This window comes from Devosia sp. SL43 (genome assembly GCF_021729885.1).
Classification (GTDB): domain Bacteria; phylum Pseudomonadota; class Alphaproteobacteria; order Rhizobiales; family Devosiaceae; genus Devosia.
In genome coordinates, this window is record NZ_CP063401.1 from 1,229,510 (window position 1) to 1,252,333 (window position 22,824).

Genomic DNA, 22,824 nt, shown 5'->3' on the forward strand with positions numbered 1-22,824 from the left:
AAAACGCAGCGCGGTTTGTCGCAGAAAAGTGAGGTCTTGGCAAGGCCTTACCCGCATTGGCGGCGCAGATCTGCGCGCGCGATTCCCCTTCATTAGGCCGGAAATCCCGCTCTTCCAAGGGTTTCGGCAGAAGCATATTCTGCGTCGCCGGGTCGATTCCGTTGAGGGAAGCCGCCGACCGGCTTTGAGGGGAAAATCATGCTAAATATCTCGACCTACTTTTTTAGGAGCGCCATCCTGTTCCTGATCGCCGGTATCGCCATCGGCATTCACATGTCGGTATCGCAGAGCCACGACGTCATCGGCGCCCACGCCCATATCAACCTGCTCGGCTGGGTCACATCGGCCATCTTCGGCGGCTACTACGCCCTGAACCCGGCCAAGTCCGAGGGCTTGCTGCCGCTGGTTCAATACTGGCTCTACACCCTGGGCGTCGTCGTCATGGGCATTTCGCTCTATCTGCTGCTCAAGGGCAATGTCGCTCTCGAGCCCGTCGTTGCCGCCAGCTCGCTGGTGACTTTCGCCGGCGTCCTGATCTTTGCCTGGATCGTCTGGATGCCGTCGTCCGCCCGCACCGCCTGACAGCCAACACGACCCGCGATGCGGGCAGCGCCCCTGCCCGCATCGCCGCTGCCATCGCTAGATCGTCAGCTCCGGCCCAGGCACATCGACCTTGGGCACTCTAAAGCCCATGGCGATCCAGACCCGCAGCAATCGCCCATAGAATCGCGCAGTCGACCAAGCGCCCGCGGGCACGCTGTTATCAGGCCGCTGCTCCACCGACAGGTGTCCCGTCTGCGTGCGGACCTCCGGCGCAGGCGCCGCTCCGTCGGGCCACAGTCCGGAGTAGAGGCTCAGCCAATGGCCGGACTGGAACTCCGCAAACACCGGCGTATTGCAGCAGGTCGCGATCGCCCGACGCGTCGGCGCGTCAGGCTTGAGGCGAAACGCCCGCAGCTTGTCCTGACCGGCCACGAAGCGCAGCCGGTCCTTGCGATACAGCACATAGGGCGTGCCACCCATCGCATTGGTCACCGCAGGCGCCCCTGGCAGAGCCGCCATCCGCTGCGCCGCAGCCCGACAGCTGTTGCAGTAGCACTCCGCCGCAATGAACGGCTTTCCCTCCGCTGCGATACGCACCTGCCCGCAGTTGCAGCGCAATTCCGTTGTCGCCACCGTCACGACCGCGCTCCCCGCACGAACGGAAACACCGCCCGCACCTTCTCCTCGCGCAACCACAGCGCCACCCACACGGCCACGCCGAGATAGATCGAGAACAGCGTATGGCTGAACAGCGGGTTATCCACCCGCAGGTTCGCCGCCAGCGACCCACCCAAGAGCCCCGTGGTCAGCACCGCCCCAAGCAGCGCCGTGCGCGGAATGAGAAACAGCACCACACAGCCCACCTCGATACAGCCAATCAGCGCCAGATACTTGATCGGCCAGCCCACCACCGCCATCGCATCGGTCGCCGCCGCAATCCCCATGAACTTCGGCGCCGCCGAAGCAATGGCCAGGAACAGCCCGATCAGCGCACTGAGTATCCAACCTGCAAGCTTCATTTGTCTCTCCCAAACTGACAGCACCACGCCGCCCTCTACCATGACGACGATCTGGTCGGTGCCGCTTCGACAGGTGCAGCAAGAATCTCTTCTGCCCCAGGCGTCCGGGCAAACGAAGTCGATATTGACACGCGTCCCCTCGTTTTGTATTCAACGAATATGTTGATTAACAAAGTTGTTTAATACCATGCAGGACGTGCTCTCGACGACCCTGTCGGCCCTGGCAGACCCAACGCGCCGAGCGCTCCTTGCGCGGCTCGCCGAGGGCGAGGCCTCCGTCAACGAACTCGCCGCGCCATTCGATATGTCGCTCCAGGCGGTCTCTCGGCACCTTAAGGTTCTCGAGGGTGCCGGGCTGATTACCCGCGGCCAGCGGGCGCAGTTCCGGCCCTGCAAACTCGATACAGCGCCGCTTAGGGACCTCGATGGCTGGCTGTCCAGCTATCGCGCCTTCTGGGAAGGCGGCTTCGACAAGATGGAAGCGTACCTGGCTGAACTGACCGAGGGAGATGGCAATGCCAGCAAGAACTAGCGCCAGGATCGCCGATGATGAACTGCTGATCACCAGAACCTTCGATGCTCCGCTCGGCGTAGTCTGGCGCATGTGGGCGAGCCGCGAGCACATGATCCGCTGGTGGGGTCCCGAAGGCTTCACCGTCACCGATCTGGATCTGGATTTTCGCGTGGGCGGCGCCTGGCGCATCGGCATGACCTCCGCCATGTTCCCCAAAAGCTGGTCCAGCGGCCGCTTCACCGCCATCGAGCCCGAGCGGCGCCTCGCCTTCTCGTTCGCCTGGGAACAGGGCTCCGGCGAGGACCTGGCGACCAAGACAGTCGAGGTCACCTTCGAAGAGCGTGACGGCCGTACCACGCAGCATTTTCACCAGGCTCCCTTCCAGACCGTCGAATCCCGCGACAGTCATGTCGGCGGCTGGAATTCCCTGTTCAACAAGGAAGCGATTTATGCCGCGGCCTTGGCCAAAGGAATTCAACTCGACCAGTTGACCTGATCGCACTGCCATCACCAACCAGCCTCGCCGGCAGCCCTCTGCCGGGCCGAATTCTTATTGCCCGAAACAAGGAGTATTTCATGCTGCTCGAAAACAAAATTGCCATCATTCATGGTGCCGGCGGCCAGTTGGGCGGCGCCACTGCCCGCCAGTTTGCCCGTGATGGCGCCCGGCTGTTTCTTGCTGGCCGAACCTTGTCCAAGGTCCAGGCCGTTGCCGACGAAATCAACGTTGCCGGAGGCAACGCCGAGGCGGCCGAGGTCGACGCCCTCGACGAAGCCCAGGCCCGCGCCCATGCCGACGCCGTGGTGACCAAGGCCGGTCGTATCGACATCACCTTCAATGCCATATCCATTCGCGGCGACCTGCAGGGCACCCGGTTGATCGATATGCCGACCGAGGATGTCCTCACACCGATCCTGACCGGCGCCCGCACGCATCTGCTGACGGCCCTTGCCGCTGCCCGTCACATGGTCAAGCAGCGCTCGGGCGTCATTCTGACCCTGTCGTCAACCGGCGCGCATCTGTCGGGCCGCGATCAGATGAAGCACTCCACCGGCGGCTTCGGCGTCGCCTGCTCCACCATCGAGGCCCTGTCGCGCACACTCGCCGCCGAACTCGGCCCACATGGCATCCGCGTCGTCTGCCTGCGCTCCGAAGCCATTACCGAGCTCTGGCCCATGGATTCCGAACACGCCGAAATGTTCAGGGACTTCAAGACCTACATGACCGCAGGCACCATACTGGGCCGCACCACCAGCCTGGCGGAACTGGCCAATGGCGCAGCCCTCGCCGCCTCCGATCGATCAAGCGCCATATCCGGCGCCATCCTCAACCTGACCTGCGGCTCGGTCATGGACGGTGACTAGCCGTCGACAGCCGCGCGATGCGCTCGCCGGCTAGCACAAAGTCATAGTGTAACGTCGCGCCGCTGCCCGGTCGGGAAGCCGACCTGGTCGGGCAAGCCGTCGCTTGACACCCCGATCGGCATGCGTCGCGCATGTTCCTCATCGGTGAAGACCCGGGAGCGGGTCAGAAAGCGGCGCTCAGTGCCGTTGTCGAGGCTGAACATGCCGCCCCGGCCAGGTATGGCGTCGATGATGAGTTGGGTATGCTGCCAGTATTCGAACTGGCTAGGCGACATGTAGAAGGGTGCGCCACCGATGACTCCCATCTTGATGTCGCGGTCGCCAATCTGGAACTCGCCGACGGGGTAGCACATGGGCGAGGAACCATCGCAGCAGCCACCAGACTGGTGAAACATCACCTTGCCGTGGCGTTTTTCGATCTGCGCGAGCAGGTCGAGCGCCGCCGGGGTGGCGGTCACGCGTTCGATATAGTCGGTCATGCAGTCCTCCCATAGAGGTCATTCCGGCAAGCCGCCGCCTTGGGGAGAGGTGGGGTGGAGGTCGGTCGACCCGCCGGAATGAACTGATATGGCGAGGGCGCTATGAATCGCCCCCACCTGGCGTCGACAACCGGGCCTAGAAGAAGCCCAGCTTCTTGGGGGAGTAGGACACCAGCATGTTCTTGGTCTGCTGGTAATGATCGAGCATCATGCGGTGGTTTTCGCGACCAATGCCGGATTGCTTGTAGCCGCCGAAGGCCGCATGAGCCGGATAGGCGTGATAGCAATTGGTCCAGACGCGGCCGGCCTGGATGCCCCGGCCGAAACGGTAGGCCCGGTTGGCGTCGCGCGTCCACACCCCGGCGCCCAGGCCATAGAGCGTGTCATTGGCAATCTCGAGCGCTTCGGCATCGTCCTTGAAGGTGGTGACCGATACAACCGGCCCGAAGATCTCCTCCTGGAAGATGCGCATCTTGTTGTTGCCGGCAAAGACGGTCGGTTTGACGTAATAGCCACCGGCCAGTTCGCCTTCGAGATTGTTGCGCTCGCCGCCGGTCAGAACCTTGGCGCCTTCCTGCTTGCCGATATCGAGGTAGCTGAGAATCTTCTCGAGCTGCTCCGAGGATGCCTGCGCCCCGATCATGGTGCTCATCTCAAAAGGTGAACCCTGCTTGATGGCCTCGACGCGTTTGATGGCCCGTTCCATGAAGCGGTCATAGACGCTCTCCTGGATCAGCGCACGGCTGGGGCACGTGCAGACCTCGCCCTGGTTGAGGGCGAACATGGCAAAGCCTTCCAGCGCCTTGTCGAAGAAGTCGTCATCTTCGGCCAGCACGTCGGCAAAGAAGATGTTGGGCGACTTGCCGCCGAGTTCGAGGGTGACCGGGATGAGGTTCTGGCTGGCATATTGCATGATCAGCCGGCCGGTTGTGGTTTCGCCTGTGAAGGCGATCTTGGCGATGCGGTTGGACGAAGCCAGCGGCTTGCCGGCTTCGAGGCCGAAACCATTGACGATGTTGAGCACGCCAGGCGGCAGAATGTCTTCGATCAGTTCCATCAGGTAGAGGATCGAAGCGGGGGTCTGTTCCGCTGGCTTGAGCACGACGGCATTGCCGGCAGCAAGCGCCGGGGCCAGCTTCCAGACAGCCATCAGGATGGGGAAGTTCCACGGGATGATCTGGCCGACAACGCCGAGCGGCTCGTGGAAGTGGTAGGCCACAGTGTCGTTGTCGATCTCGGAAATGCCGCCTTCCTGGGCGCGGATGGCGCCGGCGAAATAACGGAAATGGTCGATGGCGAGTGGAATATCGGCAGCGGTCGTCTCGCGGATCGGCTTGCCGTTGTCCCAGGTTTCGGCCAGGGCGATTTCGTCGAGATGCTCTTCCATGCGATCGGCGATGCGGTTGAGCATCACGGCGCGCTGGGCGACCGAGGTCTTGCCCCAGGCCGGCGCGGCCTTGTGCGCCGCGTCGAGCGCTTTTTCCACATCGGCCGCTTTGGAGCGGGCGACCTCGCAAATGACCTGGCCGGTCACAGGCGAGGTGTTTTCGAAGGTCTCGCCATCGACGGCGTCGACCCACTCACCCCCGATGTAATTGCCATACTTGGCCTTGTACGGAGACTTGGTCCGTTGGCCGACGAATTCCGGTTTGTTCATGGCATCCTCCCTTTTTGGATACCATGCCCATTGCAACGCCCATGCCAGAAACGGCCAAGTACCTGAAGCAGAACGCGAAGTTTTCGTGATCCGTATTGTGCTGGACGGATTGGAAAATTGGATGCAACACTTTGCCACAACCAGAAGCGATGGCCGGCGCAACACCTGTTGCAAACTGCCACAACTGGGAGGAACGCAGAGATGAACATTGCATCCGAAGTGGCGCTGGCCGCTGCCCGAGAAAAATTCTTCTCGGGACATACGTTGCCCGACGGACTCGTTCCGGCGCCCATCCTGCGCTCGTGGCAGCGCTGTGCCGATCAGGGTCTCGATGCCGGCAGTTCCATCCATGCCGAACCGATGACCGCTGCCGAGCTTCGCGCCCTGCACGAACAGAACGAAACCCTCCGCCTGCTGTCTCGCTCCGAACTGGTCTCTTTGCGCATCGAAGCCAAGCTGACCGACAGCGTCGTCATCCTCACCGACGCAAAGGGCCTTGTCCTCGATACGGCCGGCAGCCCCGAATTCGCCGGCCAGGCCGCAGCCGTATCTCTCCGGCCTGGCGTTCGGTGGGCGGAAGACTCCACCGGCACCAATGCCATCGGCACGGCTCTCGCCGAACGCCGGGCCATCGAAGTGCATGGCGGTGAACACTTCTTCGTCCCCCACGGCATCCTTCACTGCGCCGCCAGCCCAATTTTCGATCCTTACGGCAAGCTGGCCGGCGTGCTCGACATGTCTGGCCATGCCTCCGCGCAACACACCCACGCCATGGGACTTATTCGCCTTGCCGTCGAACAGATTGAGCACCGCTTCTTCTCGGGTCGCTTCGACGACATGACCGTGGTCCGCTTCCATCGCAATGCCGATCTGGTTGGCACGGCGCGCGAAGGTATTCTCGTCTTCAACGGTGACCAGTTGGTCGCAGGCAACCGGCGGGCTCTGCATTTTGCCGGTCTTGACCGCAAGGCTTTGCGCAAAGCCACGCGCGAGGAAATCTTCGAAGCGTCCGGCCTCGGCAGTGGTAGCGGCGAATTGCGCGGCCGCAATGGCGAGCGCTATTTCGCGAGCTTGTCGCAACCCCGCGCAACCGTCCCTCGCGTAACCGGCACCCTGCCGCGCCAGGTCAGCCCGGCGAAGTCAGGTCCGGTCTTCACGCGACAAACCCTGGCCGATCTCGCCAGGGCCATCCGGCTTGTCAACGCCGAGGTCCCCCTGCTGATTACTGGCGAAACTGGCGCCGGCAAAGAGGTCTTCGCACGACACCTGGCCGGTCTGACATCCCGGGCAGGCAAGCCCTTCATCGCCATCAATTGCGCTGCCCTGCCGGAAAGTCTGATCGAGTCCGAGCTCTTCGGCTACGAGGCCGGCGCGTTTACCGGCGCTCGCAAGTCTGGCGCCAAGGGCCTGGTGCAGCAGGCAGAAGGCGGCATTCTCTTCCTCGACGAGATCGGCGACATGCCGCTGCTGCTCCAGTCGCGCCTGCTCCGCGTCTTGCAGGACAAGGAAGTCGCGCCTCTCGGCGGTGGTACGCCGCACAAGACAGACTTCATGCCGATCTGTGCGACCAATCGCGACCTTAAGGCGATGGTGGAGGCTGGCACCTTCCGGGCCGACCTCTACTTCCGCGTCGCGCAATACACCATCGCGCTGCCCAGCCTGTCCGAGTTGCCGGATCGGGAGGCGGTTGTTGCCAACCTCTGGTCCCGTTACGCGCCCGCCAATAGCGGACCGCTGCCTCAAGCCGTCCTCGCCAATCTCGCCGCCCGTCGCTGGCCGGGCAATTTCCGTGAGCTCGCGGGCACCCTCCGCGCGCTCGCCGCGCTTGCAGAACCGGGCATCCCGATCGCCCTGGCGGACCTGCCGCAGGACCCCACGAGCGCCTCGCCCAGCCCGATAATCTATCAAGGCGACCTCGGCTCCATCACAGAAGCCACTATGCGACGCGCCGTTAGCCAGCATCAGGGCAACATCTCTGCCGCGGCGCGCGCCCTGAACATCGATCGCTCCACGCTCTACCGCCGACTGGTCTGGAAGCAATCGGACACCCACTGACGCCGTCCTTTGGTTTGATGTTCGCGTGTTGGCCGGGCTACCAGCTCCGTTACTGACTCCCCCTGTCAGCAGCCCCCGTTCCCTCTCCGTTCAATCCCCGATAAGCTCGGCGGAACACTGCATAACCGCGCCTCGTTCCCCATCTGAGTCGCATTCCGAACCCCGCGAGCACTTCATGGCCGACAAGTCCGCACGTCCCGGCAAAGCCGATTTTTCCATCGACGATTTCCTCGGCGAGATCGAGAAGGCCGAGGATATCGCCGCGTCCAAGCCGCTTTATGCCGAGCGCATGAAGAACAAGCGCGCCCTCGACCGTGCCGACCAGGCTCTCGCCGCCGCTGCCGCCCAGGCCGAAGCCGATGCCGCCAAGGCGCTGGCTGATGCCGCCAAGAAGAAGACCGCGCTCGAAAAGCGCCGCTCGACCAAATCCAACAACGACACCGCCACCGGCATGTCGGCCAAGACCAACAAAACCAAGATCAACTCCGTCGACCGCATCGATTTCGGCTTCGGCGAAACCGAACAGGCCGGCTTCAACCACAAGCCGTCCGCCCGCGAGATCTCCCGCGCCGCTGCGGCCGATCCCGAAACCATGGGCAAGCTGCGCGACGCCCTCGCCAGCGCCCGCTCCAAATCCGGCTCATCCAAAACCGTCGAGGATGCCACCACCGTCGGCGTCACCGCCACGGTGAAAGCCCTCGAACAGATCATCCTGCATGGCCGCAAGGAGGTGGAAGGCTCCTCCCCCTGGGTGCCGCACAAGGCATCGAACCTGCTCGAAAAGCGCGGCCCCGCCCGCCCCTTCCGCATGCAGACCGACTACAAGCCCGCCGGCGACCAGCCCACCGCCATCGCCGAGCTCATCGAGGGCATCAACAACGGCGAAAGCGACCAGGTCCTGCTCGGTGTCACCGGCTCGGGCAAGACCTTCACCGCCGCGCAGGTGATCGCGGGCACCAACCGCCCGGCCCTCATCCTCGCCCCCAACAAAACCCTCGCCGCCCAGCTCTATGGCGAGTTCAAGTCCTTCTTCCCCGACAACGCGGTCGAATACTTCGTCTCCTACTACGACTACTACCAGCCCGAGGCCTACGTCCCGCGCACCGATACCTATATCGAGAAGGAATCCACCATCAACGAGCAGATCGACCGCATGCGCCACTCGGCGACGCGGGCGATCCTCGAGCGCGACGACGTCATCATCGTCGCCTCCGTCTCCTGCATCTACGGCATCGGCTCGGTGGAAGACTACACCGCCATGACCATCGACGTGCAGAAGGGCCAGAAGATCGACCAGCGCGAGCTGCTCGCCAAGCTGGTGGCCCTGCAATACAAGCGCGGCGACACCGGCTTCGTCCGCGGCACTTTTCGCGTACGCGGCGATACCGTCGAAATCTTCCCCGCCCACTACGAAGCCGCCGCCTGGCGCGTCTCCCTCTTCGGCAACGAGATCGAATCCATAACCGAATTCGATCCTCTCACCGGCAAGAAATCCGCCGACCTCACCTTCATCCGCGTCTTCGCCAATTCCCACCACGTGACGCCGCGCACCACGATGAACCAGGCCATCAAGCTGATCCGCGCCGAGCTCGCCGCCCGCCTGCAGGAGCTCAATGGCGCCGGCCGCTTCCTCGAAGCCCAGCGCCTCGAACAGCGCACGCTGTTCGATCTCGAAATGATGGAAGCCACCGGCTCCTGCGCCGGCATCGAGAACTATTCCCGCTACTTCTCCGGCCGCCGCCCCGGCGAGCCGCCGCCGACTCTGTTCGAATACCTGCCCGACAATGCCCTGGTCTTCGTCGACGAAAGCCACGTCACCATCGGCCAGCTCGGCGCCATGTATCGCGGCGACCTGCGCCGCAAGGCGACCCTGGCGGAATACGGCTTCCGCCTCCCCTCCTGCATGGACAACCGCCCCCTCCGCTTCGAGGAGTGGAACGCCATGCGCCCGCAATCGGTCTACGTGTCCGCCACCCCCGGCTCCTGGGAAATGGACCAGACCGGCGGCGTCTTCGCCGAACAGGTCATCCGCCCCACCGGGCTGATCGATCCCCCGGTGGAAATCCGCCCCGCCAAGGCCCAGGTTGATGACGTGGTCGACGAAATCCGCCAGACCAACAAAAAGGGCTACCGCACCCTCCTCACCGTCCTCACCAAGAAAATGGCCGAGGACCTCACCGAATACCTGCACGAACAGGGCATCCGCGTCCGCTACATGCACTCCGACGTCGACACCATCGAGCGCATCGAAATCATCCGCGACCTGCGCCTGGGCGCCTTCGACGTCCTCGTCGGCATCAACCTGCTGCGCGAAGGCCTCGACATCCCCGAATGCGGCCTCGTCGCCATCCTCGACGCCGACAAGGAAGGCTTCCTGCGCTCGGAGACATCGCTGATCCAGACCATCGGCCGCGCCGCCCGCAACGTCGACGGCAAGGTCGTCCTCTATGCCGATCGCATCACCGGCTCCATGGAACGCGCCATGGCCGAAACCAACCGCCGCCGCGAAAAGCAGACGGCCTACAATGAAGCCAACGGCATCACCCCCCAATCCGTCCGCTCCAACATCCACGACATCGTGGATAGTGTGTACGAACAGGACCACGTCACGATCAGTATTGGTAAGGGCAAGGACGGCAAGGAACAGGTCCAGGTCGGCGCGAATTTGGCCGCCGTCATCAAGGACATGGAGGCCCAGATGCGCGAAGCGGCGACGAACCTCGAGTTCGAGAAGGCCGCGAGGTTGCGCGACGAGGTCAAGCGGCTGCGGGAGATGGAACTCGATACCCTATCGGGGGAGGTCTCGTAGCGCCTTTCTAGAATTTCGAGACTTCGACCCGGCAGAAGGCAAAATCGCTCCAATGGAGCGATTTTAGGCAAGAAGGCTACGAGGGCTATGCTCGAACGGCTTCGTTACAGGACACCAACCCGTAGATCTAACCAGAGAAGTTGGCGACTTTGGTAGAACAAGGCCGCGAGGTACGATGGCCAATCGATTCGGGAGGAATAGCGTGGGCGACGGTGTTCAGCAGGTGCTATTGGCAGACGAAATCGAAGAACTAAAGGGGCTCACGGCAACAAATCGGGATCGTAATGAGGCGGAGACACGCCACAAAATAATAAATGTTGTCCTTCATCAGTTGCTTGCATGGCCCAAAAATCGGGTCTCGGTCGAGGAGAACATAAGCCCAGGCTACGCAGACTACATACTTAAACGGTTGTCTGGCGATCCAATATTGGTCGTGGAAGCAAAGCGCGAAGGCGTGTACTTCACTCTGCCGATTGAAAAGGTCGAAAAGACTAGTGGGTATGTATCGCTCGCCAAACTACTTAGCGACGCGCCCATCAAGGCAGCAGTAACCCAGGTCAGGCAGTACTGCATTGATATTGGCGCAGAATTTGGGGCCGTGACGAACGGACATGAATGGATAATATTTAAAGTGTTTGACAAGGGGCGTCGATGGGACGCTTTGCAAGCATTCGTTGTTCGATCGCCAGCTTATTTCTGGGATGACTATACAGAAGCGTACAACTCGCTATCGTTTACCGCTGTTTCAGACAAATTTTCGCTCGTTCAACTGCTACAGTCCGCGACTCCTAAAGATCGTAGCATCTTTTATCCTAAGGACGGCATAGCAGCTTACTCGCATCAGATAACCGCAAACCGCTTAGCAGGTGCCCTTAGGCCCGTAGTAAATAGGTTCTTCGGGGTTATCGGCGACGACGACCCCGATTTCATGAACCGATGTTACGTTGGAGAGCGCGAATACAGGCCCGCAATTGTGGGAATGAGGACGCATCTGCAGGACTCCCTGAGCCCATACTTTAGATCTTTCGGCGTCTCACAACTTGAAGATACCGGTAAAGGCGGTCAGATAGGTGGGCGACTTACGAAAAACATAAAGCACGGCCGACGAGGAGAAGTACTCGTCCTATTTGGAGGAAAAGGGGCTGGGAAGTCTACTTTCCTAAAGAGATTGCTACATCACCAACCTCCCAAGTGGCTAAAAGATCATTCAGTCGTCGCTCTAATTGATTTGCTAAAGGTCCCTGAAAGCACCTCGGTTATTCGCGATGCCATCTGGGATGGCCTCGTCGAAAGCCTAGACATTGAAAATTTTCTCGAGGGGGAGCGCCAACACCTGCTCCGGGATTTGTTCGCCGATCGTTTCTCGGTCGCAACAAAACAAGAGTTGTCAGGTTTATCCAAGACATCAGAGACCTACAACGTAAAACTCAATGAGTTAGTTGCTGCTTGGAAAGCTGACAAGAAGTACTGCGCAAAAAGACTTCTAGAATATTGGCGGCAACAAGGACGAGGCCTAATCGTCGTCATCGACAATACCGACCAGTATTCCGGAGCAAACCAAGATTTTTGCTTCACATCCGCTCAAGAGATAGCAAATGAGTTTGAGTGCGTAACAGTAATAACAATGAGAGAGGAACGTTTTTATAACTCAAAAATTCACGGGGTTCTAGACGCGTTTCAGAATGCGGGCTTTCACATAAGCTCTCCACGGCCCGCGACGGTCTTCCGCCGACGGCTGGAGTACGCAATTGGTATCGCGCAGGATCCGGCCCGATGGGGCGAACTAAGCGCTGGATCGGATAGGAACATTACCGCCGACTGCGCGAAATACATGCGAATTTTGTCCGCTGAATTTGCCGGCGAAAAATCCCCGCTAAGCCACTTTCTCACTGCTTGCGCTCAGGGTGACATACGGCTGTCCTTGGACTTGTTTCGAGATTTCGTCTTGTCTGGCTATACCAACGTAGAGGAGATGCTGGCGGAAGGTGCTTGGAAGTTTCAAACACATCAGGTCGTAAAACCTGTCATGACGCCAACCAGATACTTCTATGATGAGTTGCAAAGCTCGATACCCAATGTCTACCAGATCCGGCACAACAGGAACGGCTCCCACTTTACTGCCCTTCGCATTTTGAGAAAATTGGCAAAGAATTTTGAGGGATCATCGCCATCTTATGCAAGTGTCGCAGCGTTGAAGGCCTACTTCGTTGAGACCTTCAACATGGCAGAGGACCTAACAAAAAATCTAGACATGCTTTTGAAGCACGGCTTCATCGAGGCAAACAACAGAATTGATTACTATGACGAGAACGTAGATAGTGTAAAAATTACCAACTACGGCCTCTATATGTTTAACGAATTGGCGTACAATTTTACTTATTTGGACTTGGTCTGCACGGAGTGCGGCATCTTCAGCGAGGAGGTGAGTAACTACTTAAGCGAAGCTGCCAAGGAGGAATACAGTCTATTTATTAGAAACGAACGTACAGAGCGCGTGAAAATCAGAGTAGACCGCGTCGGCCGCTTTCTGGACTATTTGCGAACTGAAGAAGCACGTGAGCGCGAACTGTTTAGCTTGGGTATGCCCGAGCAGGAAATGTTCTCGAGCAAGTCCCAAGAAACGTTCTCAGCAGAGCGACAAAAAGTGGTTGGTAGTGCTAAGCGCCAAGCTAAAAGGCGCGCGAAGAAGACGAGGCCATCACACTAAATCTGGAGCTAATGTCGGTCTCAGCTGGAGCGGCATTGACGAGGATGAGCAACGCCGCAAGACGGCTCCTACCGGCCATCAGTCCTAAGGCCTTACTGCCCTGCACCTGCGCCGAGACCAGAACCCAGCCGCCTCCCCGCACCCTGGTGTTGCGCGGCAGACTGGTCAGCACGCTCCCACCCGTACTCGGCACCTCCCTCAGGTTGAGACTGCTGGCCGAAACATACATTGTCGCATCGAAGCGCAGCACCGCCGGCACCTCCGCTCGCACCACGCCCGACCCGCCTGCCGGATCGACAGCGGCCTGCCCAGGCATATCCGTCCCGCCGATCAGATTGCCCAACCCGGCCAGCGCCAGAAACGCCAGCACCACCCAATATCGCTTGCGCATCTATCCCCCGGCCAGACCATCGCGCGGAAGCGACGACCCTGTCCAGCCCACCGGCCCTTCAGCCCCCCTTTCGCCGCCCAATCCACCGTCCTGCCCACACAAGTTGCAAATAGGTCCTAATTGCATAAATTGGGTGATGTCATTCCGGCGAAGGCCGGAATCCAAGTCCGTGGCGACCCGCAGCAACCAGATTATGGAGAGCATCGCGCATGGATTCCGGCCTTCGCCGGAATGACATCGCGAAAGACCAACCACATCGCCCCCTACCCCACCTTCCCCCGCCCATCATGCGGCCGCCGGGTCAGGCTGGAAAACACCACATCCGGCGCTATCAGATGCACCAGCCGCTCCAGCGCATCGAAGGACACATCCACATAATCGAGGCTCACCACCACCTCGGTGCTGGAGACCAGCGATTTCGTCGTGCCCGGCCCGGTGAAGCGCGTCGGGCTGAGACCCGAGAGCGTCACATGCAGGCTGTGCCCGTCCGTGCTGTTGTGAAAGATCGTCGCCACCCGCGCCCAGGGCAGCAGCACGGGCCGGCGCATGCGGTGGTCCAGCAGTCCCTCCGGCGTCAGCGTCAGTTGTGGCCTGGGGTCGAGCAGCAGCCGCAGGTCGAACAGCCCGGCGCCGAGCACGGCCAGCCCCGCCACCAGCGCCCACCAGGTGGAGTCGACAAAATTGCCGCGCAGCAGGCCGATCACGCCCGCCCCTGATACCAAGAGGCCAAGCCCCAGCTTGGCCACGAGGATCGCCAGCCAGCCCGGCGTGATCCTGTTATAGAGCACGATCGTCTGCATCGCCCCTCAATCGCCCCAGCATAGCCGCCCGCGCTTGATCCGTCATGACCGCAATCGGGCGCGGCCATCTTGTGCCTCACCTTGTGAACACGACCCCTCTCGACTCCCCACCCCGACATGGGTTAGAACAAATAAAGAACAAAATCTGTCGAGATCGCCATGCGCAGCTTCACCACTGAACTCGCCAATCGCACCACCCGCGAACTGCCCCTCACCCTTGCCGAAGCCAGCCAGATGGCCGAGGCCGGCTTCAAGTTCGCCGAATTCGACCCCGAATACGGCCGCTACCGCCTGAGCAAACCCTATGAACTGGTGATCATCCGCGACACCAACACACTGACGATCCGCCAGTAGGAAAGGCCACCGTCGCATCCCCATTCGTCGCCCACGCCCGGCCCTCCAATCAGCCCACGCCAACCACTCCTTCCCCTCATCCCTCCCGTATTCTCCCCTCACCCCTTCCCCTCCCCCCTCACCCCTTCCCCTTCCCCTCACCCTCACCCCACCCTCACCCACGTCCCCTCCCACGCCATCCGTGTTGCAAATAGGTCCTAATTGCATATTGTCCGAACCGAGCAGCACCTGCATCCTGCCCGCGTCAAAAACTAATCCCCGCCCTCCGCCGCGACCGCACACTAGGCGCAAAGGAGGACCCCATGGTCGACATCATCTCTTACGCGAAAGTCATCGAACACGAACGCCTGCTCGAGCGGCTGGGCGACCTGCGCAGCGTGGCCACGACGGCGTGCCGGGAGGCGCCCGATCTGCCGGCCAGCCCGGTGCTGGTCTTCACCGCCGCCACCCTGCTGGGTGACGTCTACCGCCTGCTGTCGCGCGAACCGGGCGCCCGCTCCTTGGTTCGCCTCGACCGCCGCGACCGGCCCAGCCATCGTGCGCTCGTCGCCCTGCTGCGCGACGCCCGCCTGGCCCTCGATGCCTTTGCCTGGAACCATCGCGACCACGATGACGACTATGGCGACGAGTGGCTGACCTTCGAGGGCATCGAGGCGTTTCGCGACGCCCGCCGAAAAGTTATCCCCGCCTACTGACCCCCGCGATAGAATGCACCCATTCCCGCCGCTCACGCGGTGCCGACGAAGCATCGGGCGGGAAGACTGGCAGCCGGGGTCGCCCGACGCCTGCGTGGACGCTGACCACCGGCCGGGTCGGTGACGGGAGAGCCCGTCATTGGCCCCAATCCCCGAATGCGTGGGTGGCCGCTCGATGCGTGCGCAGGAAAAACCAGCTCGTGTGAAGCGGCTTTCGCCTCTTCAATAACTCAATCAGGCGGCGCAAGCCGTCGAGGCGAAAGCCGCTTCATACCGTCTCGGGCGCACTTGCGCTCCGAAACCGCGACGCCAAAGGGCCGGGCGGCGCATAGGCGCGTCCAATCGCCACCATCGAGAACATTCATTGGACGGGACGGCGCGACGCGGCGATCATCGCACCATGTCCGAAGACCGCCTCAGCAATAACGGCCCACCCCTCGACGACGACGCCCCACCCTGGGGCCGCAACGGCATCGGCAATTATTTCGAGTGGGCCGCCGCCAAGAAGAAGGCCTTCGACGCCCCCTACGACATCGCCATCATGCGCGCCCGCCGCGCCGAGGCCCTGGGCCTGACCTATGAGGAATATACGCTCGAAATCCTCGAACGCGGCCGCTACCTCTCCGCCGCCGACACCGACCGCATCATGGAAATCAAGCTCAGGCGGCCATTGCGATACTAGATCGGCAGCACCCGCGAGTGCTTGACCTGCCCGAGCGAAAAGCTGCTCTCGATCGACGCCACGCCCTCGATCTGCGTCAGCTTCTCGCGCAGGAAGTGCTCGTAGGCCTCGAGATCGGCACAGACCACCCGCAGCAGGAAGTCGAACTGCCCGGTCATCAGGTAGCATTCCATCACCTCCGGCCAGCGGCTGATCGCCGCCCCGAAGGCATCCAGTTCCCGCGCCCGCTGCCGCTCCAGCTTGATGGAAATGAACACCGAAACCGGCAGCCCGACCGCCTTCTGCTCCACATTGGCCGAATAGCCCGAAATAATCCCCGCCGCCTCGAGCTGGCGTATTCTCCTCAGGCATGGTGACGGCGACAGCCCCACCCGCTCCGCCAGCGCCTGGACGGTCATCCGCCCATCCCCCTGCAGGACCCGCAGAATCCGGCGGTCGATGGCACTGAGAACAAAATTGGAGGATTCCGCCACGCCTGCCCCACATTCTGCGCAAATCCTGCGCTCTTTCGCAGATTAGCAGGCAGAATAGGCAAGAACCACCCCCCGGCAGACCCTAATGTCAGACAATTGCTGACGGAGGGGAAAGCATGGATCGTGTGGAAGCCATCGAGGCGCTGACGCGCAAGGCGCTGTGGCTGTCCAACTGGATGATCCACCACGCCAACCACATCCGCCCCAACGTGGATGGCGTAAAAGTCGGCGGTCACCAGGCCAGTTCCGCCTCCATGGCCGCCATCATGGCCGCGCTCTATTTCGGCGTGCTGAAGCCGGAAGATCGCGTCGCGGTCAAACCCCACGCCGCCCCGGTCTTCCACGCCATCCAGTACCTGTTCGGCAAGCAGACGCTGGAAAAGCTCGAAAACTTCCGCGCCTTCGGCGGCGCCCAATCCTATCCCAGCCGCACCAAGGACACTGACGACGTCGACATCTCCACCGGCTCAGTCGGCCTCGGCGTCGCCTTCACCGCCTTCGCCTCGTTAATCCAGGACTATGTCCGGGCAAAACCCTGGGCCAACAAATCCCGCCCCGAAGGCCGAATGATCGCCCTGGTCGGCGACGCCGAACTGGACGAGGGCAACATCTACGAGTGCCTGCTCGAGGGCTGGAAGCACGGGCTGCGCAACACCTGGTGGGTCATCGACTACAACCGCCAGAGCCTCGACGGCGTCGTTCGCGAGGGTCTGTACGACCGCATCGAAGCCATCTTCCGCGCCTTCGACTGGAACGTCGTCACCCTCAAATACGGCGCCCTGCAGCGCGCTGCCTTCGCCGAACCCGGCGGCGATCGCCTCAAGGCCTGGATCGACGCCGCGCCCAACGCCATCTACTCCGCCCTGATGTTCCGCGGCGGCGCCGCCTGGCGCGAGCGGCTGCTCGACGAAATCGGCGACCAAGGCGACTTGACTGCCCTCCTCGCGCGTCGCAGCGACGCCGAACTGGCCGAACTCATGGCCAATCTCGGCGGCCATTGCACGCCCAGCCTGCTCGAACAGTTCGAAGCCGCAGGCGGCGAGAGGCCGACCGTCTTCATCGCCTACACCGTCAAGGGCTGGGCCACGCCGCTCGCCGGCCATAAGGACAATCATGCTGGCCAGATGACTGGTGCGCAGATGGACACCCTGCGCAGATCCATGAGCGTCCGCGAAGGCCACGAATGGGACAAGTTCGAGGGGCTGGCTGATCCAGAAGCAATCGAACGCTTCCTCGCCGGAGTTCCTTTCAACACCGGCGCATCCCGCCGCCACACCTCGCCGACTGTCGCCACCATCGGCCCGCAATTCGTCGGCACCGGCGCCACCTCTACGCAAACCGCTTTCGGCAAGATCCTCGACGCCATCGCCAAGACCGACAGCGACCTCGCCCGCCGTATTATTACCACCTCGCCCGACGTCACGGTTTCGACCAACCTTGGCACCTGGGTGAACCGCCGCAACCTCTTCGCCCGCCGCGAAATGGTCGACGTCTTCCAGAAAGAATCTATCCCCAGTGCCCAGAAGTGGCGCTTTACCCCCGAAGGCCAGCATCTCGAACTCGGCATCGCGGAAATGAACCTGTTCCTTGCTCTCGGCGCGGCTGGCCTTAGCCATTCGCTCTTCGGCGAGCGTCTGCTGCCCATTGGCACACTCTACGATCCGTTCATCTCCCGTGGCCTCGATGCCCTGAATTATGCCTGCTACCAGGATGCCCGCTTTCTGCTCGTCGCTACGCCCTCCGGCGTATCGCTGGCCGGCGAGGGCGGCGCCCACCAGTCCATTGCCAGTCCGCTGATCGGCATGGCGCAGGATGGGCTGGCCAGCTTCGAACCCGCCTTTGCCGACGAGCTCTCTGTCATCATCGACTGGGCTTTCGACTACATGCAGCGCTTCGGCGATGCCCGCCCCGATCTCGCTGACTGGCCGCGTGACGTCACCGGCGGCTCGGTCTATCTTCGCCTCTCCACCCGCAGCATCGAGCAGCCACCGCGCAGCGTGGACAAGGCTCTCACCGACGGCATCATCCGCGGCGCCTATTGGTTGAAACCTCCGACGCCCGAATGCGATGTCGTCATCGCCTACCAGGGCGTCCTCGCCAGCGAAGCTATTGAGGCCGCAGGCCGCCTCGGCGGCGATCGCCGGAACGTCGCTGTTCTGGCCGTCACCTCGGCCGACCGTCTCAATGCCGGCTGGCACGCCGCCCAGCGTGCGCGCCTACATGGCGAGTTCAACGCCCGCAGTCACATCGAAGCGCTCCTGGCCGAAGTGCCCCGCCATGCTGGGCTCATTACCGCCATCGACGCGCATCCCGCCACGCTGGGCTGGCTCGGCAGCGTCCTCGGCCACCGCACGATCACCCTGGGCGTCGAACATTTCGGCCAGACCGGAACTGTCCACGACCTCTATGCCCATTTCGGCATCGACGCGGCGGCGATCGAAAACGCGGCACGCGGCATAGTGGGTGGAGGCAGATGACACGGTGCCATGCCTTCGTGGTTCGAGGCGCTGAAGAAGCGGACCTCACCATGAGGGCTACTTCTGTTCGTGCCCCAGTGGCCCCCATGGTGAGGTGCGAGCCTTCCCGAGCCTCGACCACGAGGGCGTGCCACGAAGCTTGCTGCCCATTTCCTCACCACTCAAGCCACCGGCTTATGAAATGCGCAACCTATCCACAGACCGGCTTGCCAAGCCCGATCGCATTTGTCAGACATATGTCATTGGTCCGATTTCGAGGGGAATTCGATCTGTCGATCGCAGCCTGCGCTGCCACAGAATGACCGGCGCCGTGCAAGGCGCCGGCATACGGGAAACGTCCAAGAACTTGCTCTGCAACAAGGAGGGAGCTTTATGAACCTAATGCTGAAGATTGCCGGGGCGCTGACTGTCGCCACCGCCATGACTGCGCCGTCGCTGGCCCAGACAACCATCGTCGCACCCAGCGGCAGCACCGCCGGCACCTATATGGACTACATGAAGACCGTGTACGATCGCGGCACCGGCTCCGAGCTGCTGCAGATCCCGATCGCCACCTTCGACAAGGAGTTCGAGCTCACGCCGATGGCGGCCGAGAGCTGGAGCCAGTCCGAAGATGGCCTCACTTGGACCTTCAAGCTCCGCTCCGGTCTCGTCTGGTCCGATGGCGAACCGCTCACCGCCGAGGACTTCGTTTTCGCCCTGCAGCGCGCCGCCACCTCGGGCTATGACTTCGCCTGGTACTGGGACTTTGCCGGCGGCATCAAGGGCTGGAAGGAAGTCACCGAAGGCACCGCCGAAGCCTCGACGCTCGGCCTCAAGGCCGTCGATGACCTCACCATCGAAGTCACCACCGTCGCGCCCAAGCCTTACTTCCCGTCGGTCACCAGCCTCTGGTACCCGGTTCCCAAGCACAAGGTCGACGAGCTCGGCGACGACTGGGCCCTCGATGTCGCCTCGATCGTCTCCTCCGGTCCGTTCGAAATCGAGAGCTGGGAGAAGTCGAACAACTCTGTCGTCTTCACCAAGTCCGATACCTATACTGGCCCCTGGTCGCCAATGATCGATCGTCTCGAACTCGATCCGACCCTCAACGCCCCCGAAGTCGGCCTCCCGGCCTTCCTCGCCGGTGACTCCGACTATTCGTTCCTCAATACCGGCCAGGTGCCGGTGGCGACCCAGCGCTTCCCCGACGGCATCCGTCAGAACGCCGTCTTCGCCACCTCGTACATTTCGTACGACCTCGACGCTGCGCCGTTCAACGACGTCAACGTCCGCCGCGCCTTCTACTATGCGGTTGATCGCGCCGAGCTGACCTCCACCGTCCTCAAGGACATCGCCATCCCGGCCGGCTCGATCCTGCCGCCCGGCTATCCTGGCTACAATCCTGACGTCGTGGCCCAGGCCACCTTCGACCCTGAGAAGGCCAAGCAGTTCCTGGCCGATGCCGGCTTCGCCAATGGCGAAGGCTTCCCCGATGTCGAGATCTGGTACCGCGAAGAAGGCGGCTATAACGGCGCCATCATCCCGGCCATGGCGCAGTATCTCCAGGCCGAATTCAAGGAAGTCCTGGGCATCACCCTCAACATCCGCGCCCTGCCGGGCCCGGAATGGATGGATGGCTTGCGCGGCAAGAAGAACAACATCTTCATCGCGCCCTATGAATACGACTATCTCGATCCGTCCAACTTCTACGGCATTTTCTACAATGGCGGCCGTCACGGCTATTTCATTCCGGAATATGACGAGCTAGTCGCCAAGGCCGACTCAGAATCCGATTGGGACACCCGCTATCAGCTCTATGCCGATGCCGAGCAGGTCATGATCGACCAGGGCCTGATCATCCCGCTCGTCCATCCGATCACCATCGCCGTGGTGTCGGACCAGGTTACCGGCGACGGCGTCCAGCCGAACTCGCTCGGCTTCACCCAGCTCGACCGCCTCGGCCACTACTTCTTCACGCACATCACGAAGCAGTAGTCGCGTTCGACCGCACTTCCCGGCTCGCGCCGGGAAGTGCCTCTAGCAAAGGCCGCTCAATGTCCCTTGTTGAAATCCAGGACCTCAAGGTCAGCTTCAGCCAGTATGGCGGCCAGATCGACGCGGTCCGCGGCGTGAGCTTCACCGTCAACGAGGGCGAAAGCCTGGGCATTGTCGGCGAATCCGGCTCGGGAAAATCCGTCAGCTGCAGCGCCCTGCTCCGCCTGCTGCCGGCAACCGCCAATGTCAGCGCCAGCAAGATGACCTTGGACGGAATCGACGTCCTCAAGGCCGACAAGGACGATCTCAAACGCATGCGCGGCCGCGCCGCCGCAATGATCTTTCAGGATCCGATGACGGCTTTCGATCCCGTCTTCACCATCGGCCACCAGATCGTCGAAACCATCCAGGCCCACCGCAATATCGGCAAGCGCGAGGCCTTGGCCGAAGCTGAGCAGCTACTGCTCCGCGTCGAAATCAAGAACGCCGGCGACGTCCTCAAATACTACCCGCACCAGCTCTCAGGCGGCATGCTGCAGCGCGCCATGATCGCCATGGCCCTGTCCTGCCGCCCCAAGGTGCTGATCGCCGACGAACCGACCACCGCGCTCGATGTCACCATCCAGGCGCAGATCCTCCAGCTCATCAAGAAAGTGCAGGCCGAATTCGGCATGGCGCTGATCATGATCACCCACGACCTCGGAGTCATCGCCGAAACCGTCGATCGCGTGCTGGTCATGTATGGCGGCGAGGTGATGGAAGAAGGTACCGTCCAGCAGATTTTCGAGGCACCGACGCACGACTACACCAAGACCCTGCTGGCCAGCCTCCATTCCAAATTCGAGCCGTCAAAAGGCGATCCCGACGCCATCGCGCCTGCGCTGGAGCTGCGCGGCCTCGGCAAATCCTTCCGCATTCGCCGCCGCAAGGGCTTCACTGTCAGCTACGCCGAATTCCAGGCGGTGCAAACCGTCGATGTCGTCCTGCCGCGCAACCGCATCGTCGCCATCGTCGGCGAAAGCGGTTCCGGCAAGACCACCACCGGCCTCATGGCCATGCGCCTCACCGAACCGTCCAGGGGCCAGATCTTGGTCGATGGCACCGACATCTCCAGCCTCGACAACGCCGCGCTCATCCCCTTCCGCAAACGCATGCAGATCGTCTTTCAGGACAGCTATTCGGCCCTCGACCCGATGATGACGCTGGCCCAGATCATCGCCGAACCGCTGCATATCCACGGCATGGGAAGCTCCCGCGAGCAGACCGAGAAAGCCCTCGGCTGGCTTGATCGTGTCGGCCTGCCGCGCAGTTTCGGCAGCCGCTATGCCCATGAACTCTCCGGCGGCCAGCGCCAGCGCGTCGCCATCGCCCGCGCCCTGATCCTCGAACCCACGGTCCTTGTCGCCGACGAGCCAACATCCGCCCTCGACGTCACCGTCAAGGCGCAGATCATCAACCTGCTCAAGCAGCTGCAGGCGGAGATGGGGCTATCCATCCTGTTCATCAGCCACGACCTCTCCACCGTAAAGTCGCTCACCGACAGCGTCGTCGTCATGTATCGCGGTCGCGTCGTCGAGGAAGGCCCGACCGAACGCCTCTTCGCCGATCCGCAGCATCCCTATACGCGCGCTCTGCTCGACGCCATTCCGGCCACCAGCCCAAGCGAACGCCGACTGCGCAACTTCCTCTCCGCCGACGAAATCAACGCCCAGACGCCGCGCTACACCGCCATCCAGACCGGCGCCGCCCCCAACGCCACCCCCCAACTGGTCACCATCGCCCCGGGCCACCGGGTCGAGGCGATCGTGACGAATTGAGGAGACCGCG

20 protein-coding genes are annotated in these 22,824 nt (G+C 62.0%); 13 read left to right on the top strand and 7 right to left on the bottom strand.

The genetic code is table 11. The features are described from left to right. The first annotated feature begins 198 nt into the window (after positions 1-198). Positions 199-582 carry a hypothetical protein gene (locus IM737_RS06070; protein ID WP_236899026.1) on the top strand — a complete coding sequence of 128 codons (384 nt, stop codon included), beginning with the start codon at positions 199-201 and terminating at the stop codon, positions 580-582. Between the two features lie 57 nt (positions 583-639). Here IM737_RS06070 and IM737_RS06075 read toward each other — a convergent pair whose 3' ends face one another. Together IM737_RS06075 and IM737_RS06080 are read right to left on the bottom strand one after the other, a co-directional pair. Beyond that, a complete protein-coding gene (locus tag IM737_RS06075; protein WP_236899027.1) occupies positions 640-1,182 on the bottom strand; it encodes a GFA family protein in 543 nt (180 codons plus the stop codon). Beyond that, the gene (locus IM737_RS06080; RefSeq protein WP_236899028.1) at positions 1,179-1,562 is read right to left on the bottom strand and encodes a DoxX family protein; all 384 of its coding nucleotides are present in this window, start codon (positions 1,560-1,562) and stop codon (positions 1,179-1,181) included. Before IM737_RS06080 ends, IM737_RS06075 begins: the two co-directional genes overlap by 4 nt. A gap of 187 nt (positions 1,563-1,749) precedes the next feature. Between IM737_RS06080 and IM737_RS06085 the strand changes: the two genes are divergently transcribed. From IM737_RS06085 to IM737_RS06095, 3 genes are all read left to right on the top strand, one after another. Then, the gene (locus IM737_RS06085) at positions 1,750-2,094 is read left to right on the top strand and encodes an ArsR/SmtB family transcription factor (protein ID WP_236899870.1); all 345 of its coding nucleotides are present in this window, start codon (positions 1,750-1,752) and stop codon (positions 2,092-2,094) included. Then, a complete protein-coding gene (locus IM737_RS06090) occupies positions 2,078-2,572 on the top strand; it encodes an SRPBCC family protein (RefSeq protein ID WP_236899029.1) in 495 nt (164 codons plus the stop codon). The genes IM737_RS06085 and IM737_RS06090 overlap by 17 nt, the downstream gene beginning before the upstream one ends. A gap of 80 nt (positions 2,573-2,652) precedes the next feature. After that, positions 2,653-3,441, top strand: a complete 789-nt coding sequence (locus IM737_RS06095; RefSeq protein ID WP_236899030.1) for an SDR family NAD(P)-dependent oxidoreductase — start codon at positions 2,653-2,655, stop codon at positions 3,439-3,441. A gap of 41 nt (positions 3,442-3,482) precedes the next feature. Here the strand turns inward: IM737_RS06095 and IM737_RS06100 are convergent, their stop codons facing one another. Both IM737_RS06100 and adh read right to left on the bottom strand, forming a co-directional pair. After that, on the bottom strand, positions 3,483-3,920 hold the full coding sequence (locus IM737_RS06100) for a DUF779 domain-containing protein (RefSeq protein WP_236899031.1): 438 nt from the start codon (positions 3,918-3,920) through the stop codon (positions 3,483-3,485). A 136-nt stretch (positions 3,921-4,056) separates the two neighbouring features. Then, the gene (gene adh, locus IM737_RS06105) at positions 4,057-5,577 is read right to left on the bottom strand and encodes an aldehyde dehydrogenase (protein ID WP_236899032.1); all 1,521 of its coding nucleotides are present in this window, start codon (positions 5,575-5,577) and stop codon (positions 4,057-4,059) included. A gap of 201 nt (positions 5,578-5,778) precedes the next feature. On the opposite strand from adh, the gene IM737_RS06110 reads away from it, so the two are divergent. The 3 genes from IM737_RS06110 (at position 5,779) to IM737_RS06120 (ending at position 13,148) form a co-directional block, all read left to right on the top strand. Then, positions 5,779-7,632 carry a sigma-54-dependent Fis family transcriptional regulator gene (locus IM737_RS06110; RefSeq protein ID WP_236899033.1) on the top strand — a complete coding sequence of 618 codons (1,854 nt, stop codon included), beginning with the start codon at positions 5,779-5,781 and terminating at the stop codon, positions 7,630-7,632. 289 nt (positions 7,633-7,921) lie between these two features. Next, positions 7,922-10,441 carry an excinuclease ABC subunit UvrB gene (uvrB, locus tag IM737_RS06115; protein ID WP_442874194.1) on the top strand — a complete coding sequence of 840 codons (2,520 nt, stop codon included), beginning with the start codon at positions 7,922-7,924 and terminating at the stop codon, positions 10,439-10,441. A 202-nt stretch (positions 10,442-10,643) separates the two neighbouring features. Next, positions 10,644-13,148, top strand: coding sequence for a hypothetical protein (locus tag IM737_RS06120; protein ID WP_236899034.1), 2,505 nt, complete (start codon positions 10,644-10,646; stop codon positions 13,146-13,148). On the opposite strand, the gene IM737_RS06125 is transcribed toward IM737_RS06120, so the two are convergent. After that, positions 13,111-13,539: an SH3 domain-containing protein gene (locus tag IM737_RS06125; RefSeq protein WP_236899035.1), complete on the bottom strand. Its 429-nt coding sequence runs from the start codon at positions 13,537-13,539 to the stop codon at positions 13,111-13,113. The two genes, IM737_RS06120 and IM737_RS06125, sit on opposite strands and share 38 nt — an antisense overlap. A gap of 263 nt (positions 13,540-13,802) precedes the next feature. Further along, the gene (locus tag IM737_RS06130) at positions 13,803-14,339 is read right to left on the bottom strand and encodes a hypothetical protein (RefSeq protein WP_236899036.1); all 537 of its coding nucleotides are present in this window, start codon (positions 14,337-14,339) and stop codon (positions 13,803-13,805) included. Between the two features lie 159 nt (positions 14,340-14,498). Here IM737_RS06130 and IM737_RS06135 point away from each other — a divergent pair, with 159 nt between their 5' ends. From IM737_RS06135 to IM737_RS06145, 3 genes are all read left to right on the top strand, one after another. Then, positions 14,499-14,693 (top strand): hypothetical protein, encoded by a 195-nt coding sequence (locus IM737_RS06135; RefSeq protein ID WP_236899037.1) that lies wholly within the window; start codon positions 14,499-14,501, stop codon positions 14,691-14,693. Positions 14,694-14,995: 302 nt separating this feature from the next. Next, entirely contained in the window at positions 14,996-15,388 is a 393-nt protein-coding gene (locus IM737_RS06140) for a hypothetical protein (protein ID WP_236899038.1), read from the top strand. A gap of 400 nt (positions 15,389-15,788) precedes the next feature. After that, positions 15,789-16,070, top strand: a complete 282-nt coding sequence (locus IM737_RS06145) for a hypothetical protein (RefSeq protein WP_236899039.1) — start codon at positions 15,789-15,791, stop codon at positions 16,068-16,070. Here IM737_RS06145 and IM737_RS06150 read toward each other — a convergent pair. Continuing rightward, on the bottom strand, positions 16,067-16,468 hold the full coding sequence (locus IM737_RS06150) for an Lrp/AsnC family transcriptional regulator (RefSeq protein ID WP_236899040.1): 402 nt from the start codon (positions 16,466-16,468) through the stop codon (positions 16,067-16,069). The genes IM737_RS06145 and IM737_RS06150 overlap by 4 nt on opposite strands. Before the next feature lie 191 nt (positions 16,469-16,659). Between IM737_RS06150 and IM737_RS06155 the strand changes: the two genes are divergently transcribed. The 3 genes from IM737_RS06155 (at position 16,660) to IM737_RS06165 (ending at position 22,814) form a co-directional block, all read left to right on the top strand. Next, entirely contained in the window at positions 16,660-19,020 is a 2,361-nt protein-coding gene (locus IM737_RS06155; protein ID WP_236899041.1) for a transketolase-like TK C-terminal-containing protein, read from the top strand. A gap of 372 nt (positions 19,021-19,392) precedes the next feature. After that, entirely contained in the window at positions 19,393-20,997 is a 1,605-nt protein-coding gene (locus IM737_RS06160; protein WP_236899042.1) for a peptide ABC transporter substrate-binding protein, read from the top strand. 59 nt (positions 20,998-21,056) lie between these two features. Then, positions 21,057-22,814, top strand: a complete 1,758-nt coding sequence (locus IM737_RS06165; protein ID WP_236899043.1) for an ABC transporter ATP-binding protein — start codon at positions 21,057-21,059, stop codon at positions 22,812-22,814. Positions 22,815-22,824: the final 10 nt, after the last annotated feature.

Excerpts from the sequence above, each read along its gene's own strand:
- IM737_RS06160 (WP_236899042.1), top strand. The coding sequence starts at position 19,393 with ATGAACCTAATGCTGAAGATTGCCGGGGCGCTGACTGTCGCCACCGCC.
- IM737_RS06090 (WP_236899029.1), top strand. The coding sequence starts at position 2,078 with ATGCCAGCAAGAACTAGCGCCAGGATCGCCGATGATGAACTGCTGATC.
- IM737_RS06140 (WP_236899038.1), top strand. The coding sequence starts at position 14,996 with ATGGTCGACATCATCTCTTACGCGAAAGTCATCGAACACGAACGCCTG.
- IM737_RS06145 (WP_236899039.1), top strand. The coding sequence starts at position 15,789 with ATGTCCGAAGACCGCCTCAGCAATAACGGCCCACCCCTCGACGACGAC.
- IM737_RS06085 (WP_236899870.1), top strand. The coding sequence starts at position 1,750 with ATGCAGGACGTGCTCTCGACGACCCTGTCGGCCCTGGCAGACCCAACG.
- IM737_RS06095 (WP_236899030.1), top strand. The coding sequence starts at position 2,653 with ATGCTGCTCGAAAACAAAATTGCCATCATTCATGGTGCCGGCGGCCAG.
- IM737_RS06110 (WP_236899033.1), top strand. The coding sequence starts at position 5,779 with ATGAACATTGCATCCGAAGTGGCGCTGGCCGCTGCCCGAGAAAAATTC.
- IM737_RS06165 (WP_236899043.1), top strand. The coding sequence starts at position 21,057 with ATGTCCCTTGTTGAAATCCAGGACCTCAAGGTCAGCTTCAGCCAGTAT.
- IM737_RS06100 (WP_236899031.1), bottom strand. The coding sequence starts at position 3,920 with ATGACCGACTATATCGAACGCGTGACCGCCACCCCGGCGGCGCTCGAC.
- IM737_RS06070 (WP_236899026.1), top strand. The coding sequence starts at position 199 with ATGCTAAATATCTCGACCTACTTTTTTAGGAGCGCCATCCTGTTCCTG.
- IM737_RS06130 (WP_236899036.1), bottom strand. The coding sequence starts at position 14,339 with ATGCAGACGATCGTGCTCTATAACAGGATCACGCCGGGCTGGCTGGCG.
- IM737_RS06080 (WP_236899028.1), bottom strand. The coding sequence starts at position 1,562 with ATGAAGCTTGCAGGTTGGATACTCAGTGCGCTGATCGGGCTGTTCCTG.
- IM737_RS06155 (WP_236899041.1), top strand. The coding sequence starts at position 16,660 with ATGGATCGTGTGGAAGCCATCGAGGCGCTGACGCGCAAGGCGCTGTGG.
- adh (WP_236899032.1), bottom strand. The coding sequence starts at position 5,577 with ATGAACAAACCGGAATTCGTCGGCCAACGGACCAAGTCTCCGTACAAG.
- uvrB (WP_442874194.1), top strand. The coding sequence starts at position 7,922 with ATGAAGAACAAGCGCGCCCTCGACCGTGCCGACCAGGCTCTCGCCGCC.
- IM737_RS06150 (WP_236899040.1), bottom strand. The coding sequence starts at position 16,468 with ATGACCGTCCAGGCGCTGGCGGAGCGGGTGGGGCTGTCGCCGTCACCA.
- IM737_RS06125 (WP_236899035.1), bottom strand. The coding sequence starts at position 13,539 with ATGCGCAAGCGATATTGGGTGGTGCTGGCGTTTCTGGCGCTGGCCGGG.
- IM737_RS06135 (WP_236899037.1), top strand. The coding sequence starts at position 14,499 with ATGCGCAGCTTCACCACTGAACTCGCCAATCGCACCACCCGCGAACTG.